The sequence below is a fragment of the Cupriavidus sp. 05N40 genome, from assembly GCF_056397305.1.
This window is the reverse complement of sequence record NZ_JBFTND010000025.1, coordinates 64,807-78,714: the sequence shown is the minus strand read 5'-3', so window position 1 is coordinate 78,714 and position 13,908 is coordinate 64,807. Positions and strand designations below refer to the sequence as shown.

At 65.8% G+C, this 13,908-nt stretch carries 11 protein-coding genes and 2 pseudogenes; 5 read left to right on the top strand and 8 right to left on the bottom strand.

Annotation, left to right across the window (positions count from 1 at the left end; all coding sequences use genetic code 11):
* Nucleotides 1-2,724, bottom strand: a 2,724-nt coding sequence (locus tag AC1DO7_RS08495; protein ID WP_477115994.1) for an efflux RND transporter permease subunit, incomplete at its 3' end; no start/stop codon positions are given.
* Nucleotides 2,725-3,081: 357 nt separating this feature from the next.
* On the opposite strand from AC1DO7_RS08495, the gene AC1DO7_RS08490 reads away from it, so the two are divergent.
* From AC1DO7_RS08490 to AC1DO7_RS08480, 3 genes are all read left to right on the top strand, one after another.
* On the top strand, nucleotides 3,082-3,411 hold the full coding sequence (locus AC1DO7_RS08490; protein ID WP_441619792.1) for a DUF4148 domain-containing protein: 330 nt from the start codon (nucleotides 3,082-3,084) through the stop codon (nucleotides 3,409-3,411).
* A gap of 346 nt (nucleotides 3,412-3,757) precedes the next feature.
* Nucleotides 3,758-4,870, top strand: a complete 1,113-nt coding sequence (locus tag AC1DO7_RS08485; protein ID WP_441619790.1) for a catalase family peroxidase — start codon at nucleotides 3,758-3,760, stop codon at nucleotides 4,868-4,870.
* Nucleotides 4,867-5,412, top strand: a complete 546-nt coding sequence (locus tag AC1DO7_RS08480) for a cytochrome b (RefSeq protein ID WP_441619788.1) — start codon at nucleotides 4,867-4,869, stop codon at nucleotides 5,410-5,412. Before AC1DO7_RS08485 ends, AC1DO7_RS08480 begins: the two co-directional genes overlap by 4 nt.
* A gap of 208 nt (nucleotides 5,413-5,620) precedes the next feature.
* Here AC1DO7_RS08480 and AC1DO7_RS08475 read toward each other — a convergent pair whose 3' ends face one another.
* The 7 genes and pseudogenes from AC1DO7_RS08475 to AC1DO7_RS08445 form a co-directional block, all read right to left on the bottom strand.
* The gene (locus AC1DO7_RS08475) at nucleotides 5,621-5,857 is read right to left on the bottom strand and encodes a hypothetical protein (protein ID WP_441619786.1); all 237 of its coding nucleotides are present in this window, start codon (nucleotides 5,855-5,857) and stop codon (nucleotides 5,621-5,623) included.
* A 504-nt stretch (nucleotides 5,858-6,361) separates the two neighbouring features.
* Nucleotides 6,362-6,493, bottom strand: a pseudogene (locus AC1DO7_RS08470) (AraC family transcriptional regulator); the annotation flags it as partial.
* Nucleotides 6,494-6,577: 84 nt separating this feature from the next.
* Complete coding sequence (locus tag AC1DO7_RS08465; protein ID WP_441619784.1) at nucleotides 6,578-7,567, bottom strand: Bug family tripartite tricarboxylate transporter substrate binding protein; 990 nt, start codon at nucleotides 7,565-7,567, stop codon at nucleotides 6,578-6,580.
* A gap of 40 nt (nucleotides 7,568-7,607) precedes the next feature.
* A complete protein-coding gene (locus AC1DO7_RS08460; RefSeq protein WP_477115993.1) occupies nucleotides 7,608-9,560 on the bottom strand; it encodes an acyl-CoA synthetase in 1,953 nt (650 codons plus the stop codon).
* Nucleotides 9,561-9,562: 2 nt separating this feature from the next.
* Entirely contained in the window at nucleotides 9,563-10,369 is an 807-nt protein-coding gene (locus AC1DO7_RS08455; RefSeq protein ID WP_441619780.1) for an enoyl-CoA hydratase/isomerase family protein, read from the bottom strand.
* A 29-nt stretch (nucleotides 10,370-10,398) separates the two neighbouring features.
* Complete coding sequence (locus AC1DO7_RS08450) at nucleotides 10,399-11,583, bottom strand: acetyl-CoA C-acyltransferase (RefSeq protein WP_441619778.1); 1,185 nt, start codon at nucleotides 11,581-11,583, stop codon at nucleotides 10,399-10,401.
* Between the two features lie 280 nt (nucleotides 11,584-11,863).
* Nucleotides 11,864-12,472 (bottom strand): TetR/AcrR family transcriptional regulator, encoded by a 609-nt coding sequence (locus tag AC1DO7_RS08445; RefSeq protein ID WP_441619777.1) that lies wholly within the window; start codon nucleotides 12,470-12,472, stop codon nucleotides 11,864-11,866.
* Between the two features lie 313 nt (nucleotides 12,473-12,785).
* Between AC1DO7_RS08445 and AC1DO7_RS08440 the strand changes: the two genes are divergently transcribed.
* A complete protein-coding gene (locus AC1DO7_RS08440) occupies nucleotides 12,786-13,292 on the top strand; it encodes an SRPBCC family protein (protein WP_477115992.1) in 507 nt (168 codons plus the stop codon).
* A 150-nt stretch (nucleotides 13,293-13,442) separates the two neighbouring features.
* Nucleotides 13,443-13,907 (top strand): annotated as a pseudogene (locus AC1DO7_RS08435) (2Fe-2S iron-sulfur cluster-binding protein); the annotation flags it as partial.
* Nucleotide 13,908 lies beyond the last annotated feature (1 nt).

Below are 13,908 nucleotides of genomic sequence, written 5' to 3'. Positions count from 1 at the left end.
GTTCACCACCATCAGCAGGTAGACCAGTACAACCGCCAGCACCAGCCCGGTGCCGAGCCCGCGATAGGATTCCCGCATCGACTGAACCTGTCCCCGCAGCACGATGGAAGAGCCGGGCGGCAACTGCGCGCGGGCGGCATCCACCAGCCGGCTCGCGTCGGCGGCGACGCCGCCGAGGTCGCGTCCCTGCACGGAGGCGAAGATGTCGAGCACCGGCTGCACGTTGTAGTGCGAGACCACCGCCTGCTGCGAGCTGCGCGACATGGTGCCGAGCGTGCCGAGCGTGCCGAGCTGGCTCTGCGCGCCGGTGCCGGCGGCGCTGTTGCCCACAGGCAGGTTTGCCAGCGTCTGCAGCGAATGGATGTCGTACTGCGGCACCTCGGTCAGCAGCGGATAGCTGACGCCGTTCTTGGGGTCCAGCCAGAAATTGGGCGTGGTCTGCGCGCTGCCGGAAAGGGAAATCAGCAGGTTCTGCGCCACGTCATGCTGGGTCAGGCCCGCCTGCAGCGCCTTGGTGCGGTCGACGTTGATGTCCAAGGTGGGCGCGTCCGCCGGTTGCTGGATGCGCGCATCGACCAGTCCACGCACGCTGCGCAGCTGCGACAGCAGGCGGTTGGCGACGACGCGATTCTCGTCGACGCGGCTCCCAACGATCTGGATGTCGATCGGCGCGGGCAGGCCGAAATTGAGGATCTGGCTGACGATGTCGGCCGGCAGGAAAGAGAAGGTGACGCCCGGGAAGGCCGCGGTAAGCCGGTTGCGCAGCATCGCGACGTAGTCCGCGGTGGGGCGGTGGCCCGGCTTGAGGCTGATCATCACGTCGGCGTCTTCCGGGCCGATGGGGTCGGAGGTGTCGTAGGTCAGGTTGATGCCACTGACCGGCACGCCGATATTGTCGAGGACGCCGCCGCGCTCGCCGGGCGGGATCGCGTCCCTGATGCGGCTCTCGACCTGATCGGTCAGCGCCGCGGTCTGCTCGATGCGCGTACCCGTCGGCGCGCGCAGGTGCAGGCGGATCTCGCCGGCGTCGACAGCGGGAAAGAAGTCACTCCCGATGAACGGCAGCAGCGCCAGCGAGCCCAGGCAGAACAGCAGGCACAGCGCCACGAAACGGCCCCGCTGCGCCATGGCCCACGACAAGGCGGCGCGATAGCGCTTGCGCAGCACCTCGAAACGCCGCTCGAAGCGCTGCTGGAGCCGTGCGAGAGCGGCGAAGCGGCCGTGGGGCCGGGCGTCGCCCGCGGCGCGCGCGCGCAGCAGGTACATCGCCAGCGTCGGTATCAGGGTGCGCGAGAAAAAGTAGGAGGCGCACATGGCGAACACCACCGCTTCGGCCAGCGGCACGAACAGGTAGCGCGCCACGCCGGACAGCAGGAACATCGGCACGAACACGATGCAGATCGACAGCGTGGAGACGAAGGTGGGCACGGCAATCTCGCCGGAGCCGTTGAGGATGGCGTCGTGCAATGGCTCGCCGTTCTCGATGTGGTGGGTGATGTTCTCTATGGCCACGGTGGCATCGTCGACCAGGATGCCCACCGCCAGCGCCAGGCCGCCCAGCGTCATGATGTTGATCGTCTGGCCCAGCGCGGAGAGCGCGGTCAAGGAAGTCAGCACCGCGAGCGGGATCGACACGGCGATGATTAGCGTGGCACGCCAGCTGCCCAGGAACAGCAGGATCATGGCGGCGGTCAGGCTGGCGGCGATCAGCGCTTCGCGCACCACGCCGGAGATCGCGGCGGTGACGAACACCGACTGGTCCGACAGCGTGCTGATATGCAGCGAAGGTGGCAGGGCGGCGCCGATCTGCGGAAGCATGGCCTTGACCCGGCTGATGATGTCCAGCGTCGAAGCGCTGCCGGTCTTCTCCACCTGCAGCAATGCGGCGCGCTTGCCGTCGCTGCGCACGATATTCGTTTGCGGCGCGTAGCCGTCGCGCACATGGGCCACGTCGCGCACGTAGATCACATTGCCGCCGACGCTCTTGACCGGCAGGTCGTTGAGCGCGTCCACGGTATCCGTGCTGCCGTTCATGCGCACGTTGTACTCACGCTYGCCCATTTTCGCGGTGCCGCCCGGCAGCGTGAGGTTCTGCGCGTTGACGGCGCTCACCACGTCCGCCGGCGTCAGGCCCTTGGCCTGCAGCGCGGCGGGATCGATGTCGATCATGATCTGGCGGACCTTGCCACCGAAGGGCAGGGGCACGGCGGCGCCCTGCACGGTGGCGAGCTGGGTGCGGATGAAGCTGTTGCCCAGGTCGTAGAGTTTCTGCTCCGGCAGCGTGTTGCTCGACAGGCCGAGTTCCAGCACCGGTACGGTCGAGGCGTTGTAGCTGATGATGTTGGGCGGCAGCGTGCCGGGCGGCAGGATGCGCAGGATCGAGGCCGAATTGGCGGCCGCCTCGGCGATTGCACGGTTGATGTCGGCGCCGGGATGGAAGAAGACCTTGACCACCGACACGCCGTTCAGCGATTGCGATTCGATGTGCTCAATGTCCTCCACGTCGGTGGTCAGCGCGCGCTCGTAGCTGGAGGTGATGCGGTGTGCCATGTCCTCGGCAGAGAAGCCGTTGTAGGACCACACGATGCTGACCACCGGGATATTGATGTCGGGAAAGATATCGGTCGGCGTGCGTTCGATGGCCAGTGGGCCCAGTACAAGCAGCAGCAGCGCGAGCACGATGAACGTATAGGGTCGCCGCAAGGCGAGTTTGACGATCCACATGGTTGGTTCCGGGCGAGAGATCGAAGGGAGGCTGCCTTCGATCGATAGGCGGGCAGCGCTTGGTGATGTCGCCAGTGTGGTGGCTGCGCATTTACCCGGTCCTGACCAATGCATTACGGAATTGTCATGTTGCGCGGGCGGCGCAGGCAGGATCACTCGGCGCGCACGGATGCCACGGATGCCATCGAGGCCAAGGTGACAAGCTTGTCATCAATTGGTCAGCCTGAGGTCACCGGGCGAGACCAACAATGGTTACAACTTGTCCGTCATCCCGACGCAAGTTCCACAACCGCCACGCGCAAGCGGGCCATCCCGTCGAAACACCGGAACACCGGAACACCGAAAGAGGTAACCATCATGAAAGCACTGATCCAAGCCGTACTGCTCGCCTGCACCCTGACAGTCCCGGCACTGTCGTTCGCCCAGAGCGTGCAGGGCCCCGTGACCCGCGCCGAAGTGCGCGCCGACCTGATCCGCCTGGAGCAGGCCGGTTACAGCCCGCACGGCGACGACGCGAACTATCCGCAGGATCTGCAGGCGGCCGAGGCCAAGGTGGCGGCCGAGACCGGCAGCGCAAGCACGGGCACCCCGATGCACGCGCAAGCGCAAGGCCAGGCGCGCCTGCACGCGTCGCTAGGCACGCCCGCTATCGACCAGGTGCGCAACGCCTTCCAGTTCGGCGCATGAGCGCCGCACGCTCGTGCGCGCCGCGCGCCCCGCTTGCCGCCACGCGCGGCAGGGCCGCGGTGCCGGTGCATGCGCTGGAGCGATACGCCAGTCTCCAGCGCTATTGCGCCGCTGCTGGAGTGCGCTGCGAGCAGGGTGGGCCGATGCGCCGCTCACCCGCAGTGCGAATCTGCAATGACCAGGCATGCGGGAAAAATTTCCTGCCGGGAACCTAGCAGAATCCTGATAACGGGCTACGCCCCGCACAAGCCGGAGATCACACCAGCTTTGTGCCGGGCCCGGGCCGCCATCGGTAGGAACTCGTATACAACGCACGAACTCGTGCCGCGCACGGAAAGGATTGGCTATGACTGACAACGTTGGAGGCCCCTTGGGGCAAAAACCCAAGCTGAGCGCCGGTGCGGTGGCGATCCGATATGGCGGCATCGGGGTGGCGACACTCGTGCTCGCCGGCGCCTTCGCCTATGCGGGCGGCTGGCTCTCACCGGATCGCCTTACGCAGGACAAGGTCGTTTCCGGCTTCGAAGCGGCGAACGGAAAGCACGCAGGGTTCCGTCGCAATCATGCGAAGGGCCTCTGCGCGACAGGCTGGTTCGATAGCAACGGTTCGGGATCAGCGCTTTCCCAGGCCAGGCTGCTAGCCCGCGGGCGCGTGCCCGTGGTCGGGCGAATCGCCTTCGCCGGCGGCATGCCATTCGTTGCCGATGGACCCAGTCTCGTGCGAAGCCTTGCTCTGCAATTCAAGCCCGACGGTGGACAGGAATGGCGCACGGCGATGGTGGATATCCCCGTTTTTCCCTTCAGCACGGTGCAGGCGTTCTACGATCAGATGATGGCGTCGATTCCCGATCCGAAAACCGGCAAGCCCGACCCTGAGAAGGCGAAAGCGTTTGCTGCGGCTCACCCGGATTTCGTGGCTGCCGTCGGCATCGTGGGCCATCGCGCCGTCTCGTCTGGTTTCTCGAACAGCACCTATAACGCACTGGATACCTTCCTGTTCGTGGACAGGGCGGGCATCCCGGTACCGGTTCGCTGGTCCGCCGAGCCTGTCCAGCCATTCGCGCCGGTCGGCAAGCAGCAGGGCGCCGATCCGAACTACCTGTTCGACGCGCTGATCTCGGAGGTGGCTCAGCATCCCGTGCAGTGGAAGATGGTGGTGACCGTCGGCCAGCCGGGAGACCCCGTCAACCCCGACAAGGCGTGGCCCGATGGCCGGCAGAAGGTCGACATTGGCACGGTCACGCTCGACAAGGTGTCGAGCGAAGACAGTGGTACCTGCACCGACATCAATTTCGATCCAACGATCTTGCCGGCCGGAATCGAAACGTCCGCCGACGACATCCCGAGCGCCCGCTCTGCAGCCTATTCGCGTTCCTTCACCGTTCGCGAGAACGAGCGTCGCGAGAAGCCGACCAGCGCAGTCACACCGCAAGAAGTGAATGCAGGAGCAAAATCATGAGAACCACCATCCAAGGCTTCTCGGCGCCGTCGCGGATCCTTCACTGGCTGATGGCAGCGCTGATCCTGGCCATGTTGTTCATCGGCATCGGCATGGTAGCGACCGTCTCCGGCCGCTATGCCTTGCTACTGTCGATTCACAAGCCGCTCGGCGTTGCCATCCTGGTGCTCGCGGCAGTACGCCTGGTGAACCTCCTGATCAACCCGCCCCCGCCGCTGCCGGCCGCGCTTTCGCCGCTCCAGCGTCTGGCGGCACGGGCTTCGCATGCCATGCTCTATGTCCTGATGTTCGCGATACCGCTGATCGGTTGGGGCATGCTCTCGGCGGGCGGCTACCCGATCGCGCTCTATGGGCAAGCACAACTGCCGCCCATCCTGCCGCACAGCGCCGCCTTGTATGCGACGCTGCGCAATGCGCACACCATGCTTGCATTCTTGCTGTTCGCAACCGTTCTGGTTCACTTCGCCGCGGCGCTGTATCACGGGCTGATCCGGCGCGACGGTGTACTGGAAGGCATGACTACCTGGAAGCCTCAGCGATAGTCGCGCCAACCCTCCTTGCAGCTACCACGTGAGAATGGCGAGCGTTCCCGAATCAGGGGCTCGCCGCTCGCGCCGCGGGCGTGCAGATTCCTCGCTGGTCGTGGCGCTGGCTTGGTCTCGTCAGGGACGATGGGTGCTGCCCCGACGTATCGGAGGCGATGATCGGCTTCGCGATGGGTGGATTGCCGCTGGGCAGGATCACATGCCGTCAGAGCCGTACCCAGAGCGCGACGACGACGGCCATCGCGCAACTTGCGGCACAGATTCCGATCCAGGCCACTGCCAGCAGGACGTCGCGCGGCTTGTCGATGTTGAAGGTGTAGCCGTACTTGTCGCCGCTGTGGGTGCTGGTGCGCGGATCGCTGGCGTTGGCCAGGGTAGCGGACAGGATGCTGGCGCCGATGAGGCCGGCCGCGGCAAGGAGGCGTTTGTCGCGAGTGGTCATGATGTTCTCCAGTCGGGTAGCAGGATGGTGCCGGCGCGGAGGTCCGGCGGGTAAGGCGCGGCGTTGCGCAACACAGCTTGCTTCGCGGATCTGCCTGCTTCTACAACTCGGCTGGAACAGGGAGCGCCTGGCATTCGGGTGTGTCGAGCAGGCTTGCTTTGCCTTGCTGGAAGAATAGATTGGTCCTTGCGTGTGCGCACTCGTGCATGGGTTCGTTGTACTAACGCATTGGTAGCGGCAAGTCATCCTTTGGTTTAGGTGTGGCCGCGATAGGCCATCGCTACCCGCCGATGACCTGTGCGGAATCGGCAAAGCACCTGTACCCGCGCCGTGGCCTGGGCCAGGCGAAGGCGGTGCATGGAGCCGGCAGCCAGCGCGTAGCCAGCGCAGCTTGCCACTGCGTGGCGTTCGTCGGGCCACCGCGGTGGCATCGAGCACTGCCGCCAGGATCATGGCCTCGGCATTGCACGGCCGCGGGCGGCGTGGCGCACGGTGTCGCGCAATTCACGCAGCCGTACGCGCGAATGCGGCTTTCATCTTCCAGCTATGGGGGGTCTCGCCGAAGAAGCGCTTGAACACGGTGGTGAAGTGCGATTGCGAGCGCAAGCCGCAGCTCAGCGCAACGTCGAGGATGTTCTGGGAATCGGGGGGCAGGGCCCGGATTCCCGGGGAACGCGCGCGCGCTGACTGCCCGCACGCCCCCGGGATTGGCCGGGTTGCCTATTGCAGCGTGATATGTTTCTCGGTGACGACCTTGGCCCAGCGGTCCGCGTCCTTGCGGATCTGCGCATCGAACGCGGCGGGCGCGGTGCCGCTCGGCTCGGTGCCCAGCTCCAGCAGCTTGGACTTGACCTCGGGCAGGGCGACTGCCTTCGCGACCTCGGCGCTGAGGCGGTTGACCACCGCGTCCGGCGTGCCCGCCGGGGCAAACAGGCCGAACCAGCCTACGTCGGCAAACTGCGGATAGCCTTGCTCGACGAAGGTAGGCACGCTTTCGAGGCCTTTCCATCGGCGTGGACCGGTCACGCCGATGGCGCGGACGGTGCCGGCCTGGACATGTGGCTTGATCGCGAGCGGGTCGACGAACAGGCCATTGATCTGCCCGCCGATCAGGTCCTGGATCGCGGGCGCCGAACCTTTGTAGGGTACGTGCATCATGTCGAGCCCGGTGGCGGAAGCCAGCAGTTCGCCCCAGAGGTGCGAGCCGGTGCCGGCGCCGAAGGAACCGAAATTGAGCTTGGTGGACGCAGCCTTGCCATAGGCCACGTAGCTTTTCAGGTCGGTCACCGGCAGCTTGCGGTCGACCACGAACACGACCGGCGATGCGGCGATTTCCGCCACGCCCCTGAAGCTCTTGATGGCGTCATAGGGCAGGTCCTTGAACAGCGCCGGCTGGATGCTGTGCGCCGAGTTGTTCATCAGCAAGGTGTAGCCATCCGGCGCGGCCTTCGACGCGATCGAGTAGCCCACTATGGTCTGCCCTCCCGGGCGGTTGTCCACCACGACCGGCTGCCCCATCTGCCGCGACAGGGCCGCGCCGAGGGTCCGGGCGATGATGTCGGTCCCGCCGCCGGCGGCATAGGGCACGATGATGCGGATCGGATGCGTGGGGAAATCCGCGGGCTTCCCGGCGCGCGCGGGGTGGGGCGCCAGCATCAGCAAGCTGGCGGCCCCGGCCGCGAGGTACGCGGCCGTGTTGGACCTGGTCATGGTTGTCTCCTGTTTTTTTTCGATCTACTCGTTTTTCGATCTACTCGTACACCACCGAGTACTTGATGGTCAGCGTGGCGAAGGCCGCGTCGATGGTCGACATGGCGGCATTGCGCTCGGCCGGGCCCATGGCGGCGGGCAGGACCAGGGTCGAAGTCAGTCCCAGGTCGCCGCGATCCTCGACACGGATGTCCTGCACCGGTACCGGCGCGTCGCTTGCGGCATCCGCGAGCATCTGTTGCTGGGCGCGCCGGATGGCGTCGCCGCGCAGGACATTCTTCTGGATCTTGCCGACCGCTGTCTTTGGAATCACGTCGACCAGGTAGAACTGCTTGGGCACAGCGGCGCGCTCGGGAATCACTTCATAGGCATAGTGCTTCAGGCGGCCGAGCGGGTAGTCGCTGCCCGGCTTGAGCGCGATGTAGGCAACCGGCAGTTCGCCGGCATGCGCGTCCGGGATGCCGATCGCGGCGGCATCGAACACCGCCGGATGGCGATAGAGCGCCTCCTCGATCATGCGCGGATCGATGTTGTTGCCTCCACGGATGATCAGGTCCTTGGCCCGGCCGGTCAGCCAGAAGTAGCCTTCCTGATCCCGGTAGCCGAGATCGCCGGTGTTGAACCAGCCGCCCTCGAACCAGATACCACGGTTGTGCTTCGGATCGAGATAGCCGGCAAAGATGTTGGGGCCGCGCACGATCACCACGCCGGGCTCGCCGGGCTCGCAATCGCGCACGATGCGGTTATCGGCCACCTTGACCGCCTTCATCTGCTGGTAGGCCTTGCGAAATCCGATCGAGCCCGTGCGCGCCTCGCCGTAGCGCGGGTTGCAGGCGCTCAGCGCGGTGCCTTCGGTCAGGCCGTAGCCTTCCATGATGACCGAGCCGGTCTTCTTGCCGAAGGCCTCGGCGATCGCGGTCGACAGCGGCGCCGTGCCGCAGGTCGCGGCCTGCAGCGAACTGATGTCGGCACCGTCGATCGGGATGTTCAGCAGCATGTTGACCACGCTTGGCACCATGCTGATGGTGGTGACGCGGAAGCGCTCGATGATGCGCCAGATGTTGCGGATCACCGAAGGGTCGCGCCAGCCGCCGGAGGTCAGCATGACTACCGAGGCCCCGCGCGCCAGCGGCATCAGGCAGTTGGTCAGCACGCCCGTGACATGGAACATCGGCACGCCGCAGACGCGCACGTCCTCGGGCTGGACGTCATATTGCATGCCGCTGACCCAGGCCATGAAGACCTCGTTGCCATGGGTGTGGAGAGCGAGCTTGGGTGTGCCCGTGGTCCCGCCGGTATGGAACATCGAAGCGGTGTCCGCGGGAGCGATCCGCCGCCCGCTGTCGAGCGACTCGGCGCTCAGGCGCGGCAGCTCGGCCAGGAGGTCGACGATGCCGTCCTCACTTGCGGGACCGCCGCCTGCCTTGATCCAGTGCCGGACTTCGGGCAGGTCCTGCCGGATCAGCATGGCTTTGTTCCATGCCTCGATATCCGCGTCGGGGCCGTAGACAATCACGGCCTTCGCCCCCGCATTGCTCAGCAGGGCACGGATGATCTCCGGCTCCAGCATCCAGTTGACGGGGCRGGCGATGCCGGCGGCCTCGCTGCCCCAGATTGCGTATTGCGACTCCGGCGCTACTGGCATGAGAATGCCGATCACGTCGGTCGGGCCGATCCCGAGCGAATGCAGCAGGTTGGCGGTCTGGGTGATGCGCCCGAACAGCTGCCCGTGGGTGACCGTGGTGGCGCGGTCCAGCTCGTCACCCGAGGCGAAGTGGTACAACGCCGGGGCGTCGGGCGCGCGATCGCGCGCCAGGCGCAGCAGATCGTAGGTGCTGTCGGGCAGCTTGCGCCCGGCCAGCGGCGTCTGCTCGAAGCGCTCGATGTCGGCCAGGGTCGCGACCTGCAGGCGGGGATGGTAGATATCCTGCGCCGGGTCCGCGGCGCCAGGCGCGTGCGCGCCGGCGGCGGTTGCCAAGGTTGCTTGCGTCATGATCAGGATCCCCGGTAGGCCGGACGGCGCCTGTTCAGGAAAGCGTCGCCGCCTTCGTGCATGTCATCGGTGCTGAAGAGCGTGGCGAAGGCGAGCTGTTCCATCATCAGCGCCGTGTCCAGGTTCGTGTCCTGTCCGTTGTTGATCATCAGCTTGGCCATGGCGATGGAGTGCGGCGACTTCTCCGCGATGCGGTGCACGTAGGCCTTGGCCTCCTCGAGCAACTGCGCGGCGGGCACCACCTTGTTGACCAGGCCGATGCGGTAGGCCTCGTCGGGCTTGATGATCTCGCCGGTGAAGATCATTTCCTTGGCGCGCGTTGCGCCGACCAGCCGGACCAGGCGCTGGGTGCCTCCGCGCCCCGGGATCAGGCCGACATTGGTTTCGGTCTGCCCCATCAGGGCATTGTCGGCGGCCACGCGCAGATCGCAGGCCATGGCCAGTTCCAGGCCGCCGCCGAAACAGGGTCCGGCAATGGCCGCCACCACCGGTATGGTGCTGTGATGGATCAGCGCCCACAGGTCAGACGAGCCGCTGGTGGGGCCGAACGCGTCGATCGGGCGGCGCTTGAGCATCTCGACGAGGTCGCCCCCCGAGACGAATGCCTTGGTGCCGCCCCACAGGACGATGCCGCGGATTGTCTTGTCGGCCATCAGCGACGACATCGCCGCGTAGATGTCATTGCGCAGCGCGCCGTTGAGGGCGTTGTACTTCTCGAGCCGGTTCATCGTGACGATGCCGCAGCTGCCATCCCGGTCGACGAACACGGTGTCGTATTCGGTGATGCCGGTGCTCGGGTTCTTGGTCATGTTGCTGTCTCCTGGCTTGTTGGCGCTTCTTAGTGGATGAATTCGAACAGGCCGGCGGCACCCATGCCGCCTGCCGCGCACATGGTCACCACGCCGTACTTCGCCTTGCGGCGGCGCCCCTCCAGCAGCAGGTGGCCAACCTGGCGCGCGCCGGTCATGCCATAGGGATGGCCGATCGCAATCGCGCCACCGTTGACGTTGACGCGTTCCTCGGGCAGCCCCAGCTGGTCGATGCAGTACAGCGCCTGGCAGCCAAAGGCCTCGTTGAGTTCCCACAGGTCGATATCGTCGACGGTCAGCTCGTTGCGCTCCAGCAGGCGGGGAACGGCGCGCACCGGCCCGATGCCCATTTCGTCCGGCTCCACGCCCGCGGTCGCCAGGCCGATGAAATAGCCGAGCGGCACCAGGCCGCGCCGTTCGGCTTCCTTCTCTGACATCACCACGAGCGCCGCGGCGCCGTCCGACAACTGGCTGGAATTGCCGGCGGTCACCTGGTATCCCTCGCCCTTCACCGGGGGCAGGGCGCTGAGCTTCTCCAGCGTGGTGTCGGGGCGGTTGCCTTCGTCGGCTTCGAGCAGGCATGCCTCCGAGACGGTTTGCCCGGTCGCCTTGTCGGTCACGCCCTTGGTCGTGGCAAGCGGCACGATCTCATCCTTGAACAGGCCGGCCTGCTGGGCACGGTCGGTGCGCTGCTGGCTGCGCACGGAGAAGGCGTCCGATCGTTCGCGCGACATGCCATAGCGCTTGGCCAGGATCTCGGCGGTATCGATCATGTGCAGGTACACATCCGGCCGGTGCTGGGCAAGCCAGGCTTCCTGTTGCGCCGTCTTGAGCGTCACGGGCTGCGACAGGCTGATCGATTCGACGCCGCCGGCGACCATGACCGGCACCTTGTCGATCAGTACCCGCTGCGCAGCGAAGGCGACCGCCTGGAGGCCGGACGCGCAGAAGCGCGTGAGGGTCGTCCCGCTCACCGATACCGGCAGGCCGGCGCGAATGCCGCCGGCACGGGCGACATTGCCGCCGGTGGCCGCCACCGGCTGGCCACAGCCGAAGATGATGTCTTCGACTTCGGCACCGTCGAGCCTGGCGCGCCGCACGGCATGTTCGATGGCATGCCCGGCCATGGTGGCGCCATGCGTCTGGTTGAACGCGCCGCGGCCGGCCTTGCCGATGGGGGTACGGGCGTAGGAAACGATTACTGCGCGAGACATAGACTCTCCTTGGATGGTGGCTGTCGCGGGGGATTCCCGATCCCGGTCCGCAACGAATATAGACAGTGGATACATTAAGGCGGACCGATCCGGCTGGACGCGATGCCTGGATGGCATCGGCTGGCCGCGGAAGACTGCATCGGCTCATCAGTGTATCCACTGTCTACATGCTAGTGAGCGGATCTGGAGAGGTCAAGCGCTCAGCGTCGTTGCGCGGGTTTACCTCGATCTTGCGGTGAGCAATGGACGGGGGAAGACGGCGGCCGCCGGCCGTCGGCGGCTATCGGGATGCCTGCACGGCATCCACGATTTCGCTCGACAGCGTTTCCGAGCGCGCCGCGCGGGCGAGTACCAGGCCACCGACCATCGTGGCCAGCATCAGGATCGCATCCTTGCGCGAGGACTCACTGTCATCCCCCGCGATCAGCCGGATCAGCGAGCCGACGCGGGCCTCGAATCGCTTCCGGGTCTTGGCATCGAGTCGCGAGACATCCGTGCCGAGGGCGGCGATCGCGCAGCCGCTTTCCGGATGGTCGCGGTGCTTCTTGCTCATGTAGGCTTGAAGGATGGCACGCTTGCGCTGCTTCGCCGGCGCCGCGGACGCGGCCGCATCGAGAAAGGCCATGGTCTGGTCGAAGGCAGCGTCGACCGCGTCGGCGATCAGGGCATCCTTGGAATCGAAGTGCGCGTAGAAACCGCCATGGGTCAGGCCGGCGCTCTTCATCAACTGCGCCACGCCAATGCCGTTGACGCCGTGTTCGCGAAACTGGGCCGAAGCCGCCGAGATGATCTGATTGCGGGTTTCGGCCTTGTGATCTGGCGAGTAACGCACGATGGGGACTCCGTCATGATGAAGGGCAGCGACGCCCGTTGAAATGACGGCCATCATACATTCATGATGATGATGCCGGTGAGCCGGCTGTCATCGCTGTGCAATCTATAGTATGACGGGCATCATGGAATAACCAGGCCGAAGTGACGGATGCGGTGGAGCGGCGATCGTGCCTGGCTCTTCCTAGGGTAAGCACCGAGGTGGAAGTGAATTGCATTGCTTGACGACCCCGGATCGCCTGCCTAGGATGTAGACACCGGATAGATATTGCCTGCGTCGCCGCTGGCGCCGGCCGGATAYGGTTGTGGCGAGAGCCGGAGCGGCGTGGCCAACCCGGGGCGAGTGACCCGACAGCGTGGAGGAATGAGATTTGGAACTGACTGGAAGGCAAGTCATCAAGGCGCCCAGGGCGGAGGTCTGGCGGCGCCTGAACGACCCTGGCACGTTGCAGCGGTGCCTGCCGGGGTGCGAGCACTATCAGAAAGCCGAGGGCGACGCCTATGACGCGGTGATCGTTGCCGCCATCGGTCCCATCAAGGCCCGCTTCAAGGGTACCGCCCGCTTCTCCGACCGGCAGGAGGGAATCGGCTATCGCATAGAGGGAACCGGCACCGGGGGCATKGCAGGCTTCGGCAAGCTCGACGCGGATGTCCGCCTGGAGGACATCGATGGCGGCACGTCCCTGCACTATGCCGCAGTTGCACAGATGGGCGGCAAGCTGGCGCAGATCGGTTCCCGGCTGGTGGGGGCGGTCGCCAACAAGTTCCTGGCGGATTTCTTCTCCCGTTTCGAGACACTGGTGATGGAATCGGGCGAGGGTGGTGCCGCCGTGGCGGCTTCCCCGCCGCAGGGCGCGCCAGTCGCCGCGGCGCAGTGATCCGTGGCCTGCGATGAGACGGGGATGAGGAGGCAGCGTGCCGGAGGAAGCTGGTTTCTTTTTTTTCATTCTTTAGTATGATGGTCATAATTCCATAGCGTGCGGCCGCCTCGCGGGCGGCCGGCACATAAAGGAGGCAAGGTGGCGCAAGTGAAGATACACAACACCATCAATGGCGTGAGCGCAAGCACCGAGACGGAGCCGAGGCAGCTCCTGGTGCACATGCTGCGGGACGCCATGCGCCTCACCRGCGTACACATCGGCTGCGACACCTCCCAGTGCGGAGCCTGCACCGTGCTGCTCGACCAGCGCACGGCAAGGTCCTGCACGGTGCTTGCCGTGCAGACCGACGGGAGCGCGATCCACACCATCGAGGGCATGGAGGACGATCCCACGGTGAACGTGCTCAAGGCAGCCTTCAATGAATGCCACGGCCTGCAATGCGGATTCTGTACGCCAGGGATGCTGCTTGCCGCGCGCGCGCTGCTGCTGCGCGTGCACTGTCCGTCGGAGGCGCAGGTGAGGGAGGCGCTGCACGGAAACCTGTGCCGGTGCACCGGCTACCAGAATATCGTCGACGCCGTCCTGCTGGCGGCGACAAGGCTTGCGCAGGGCA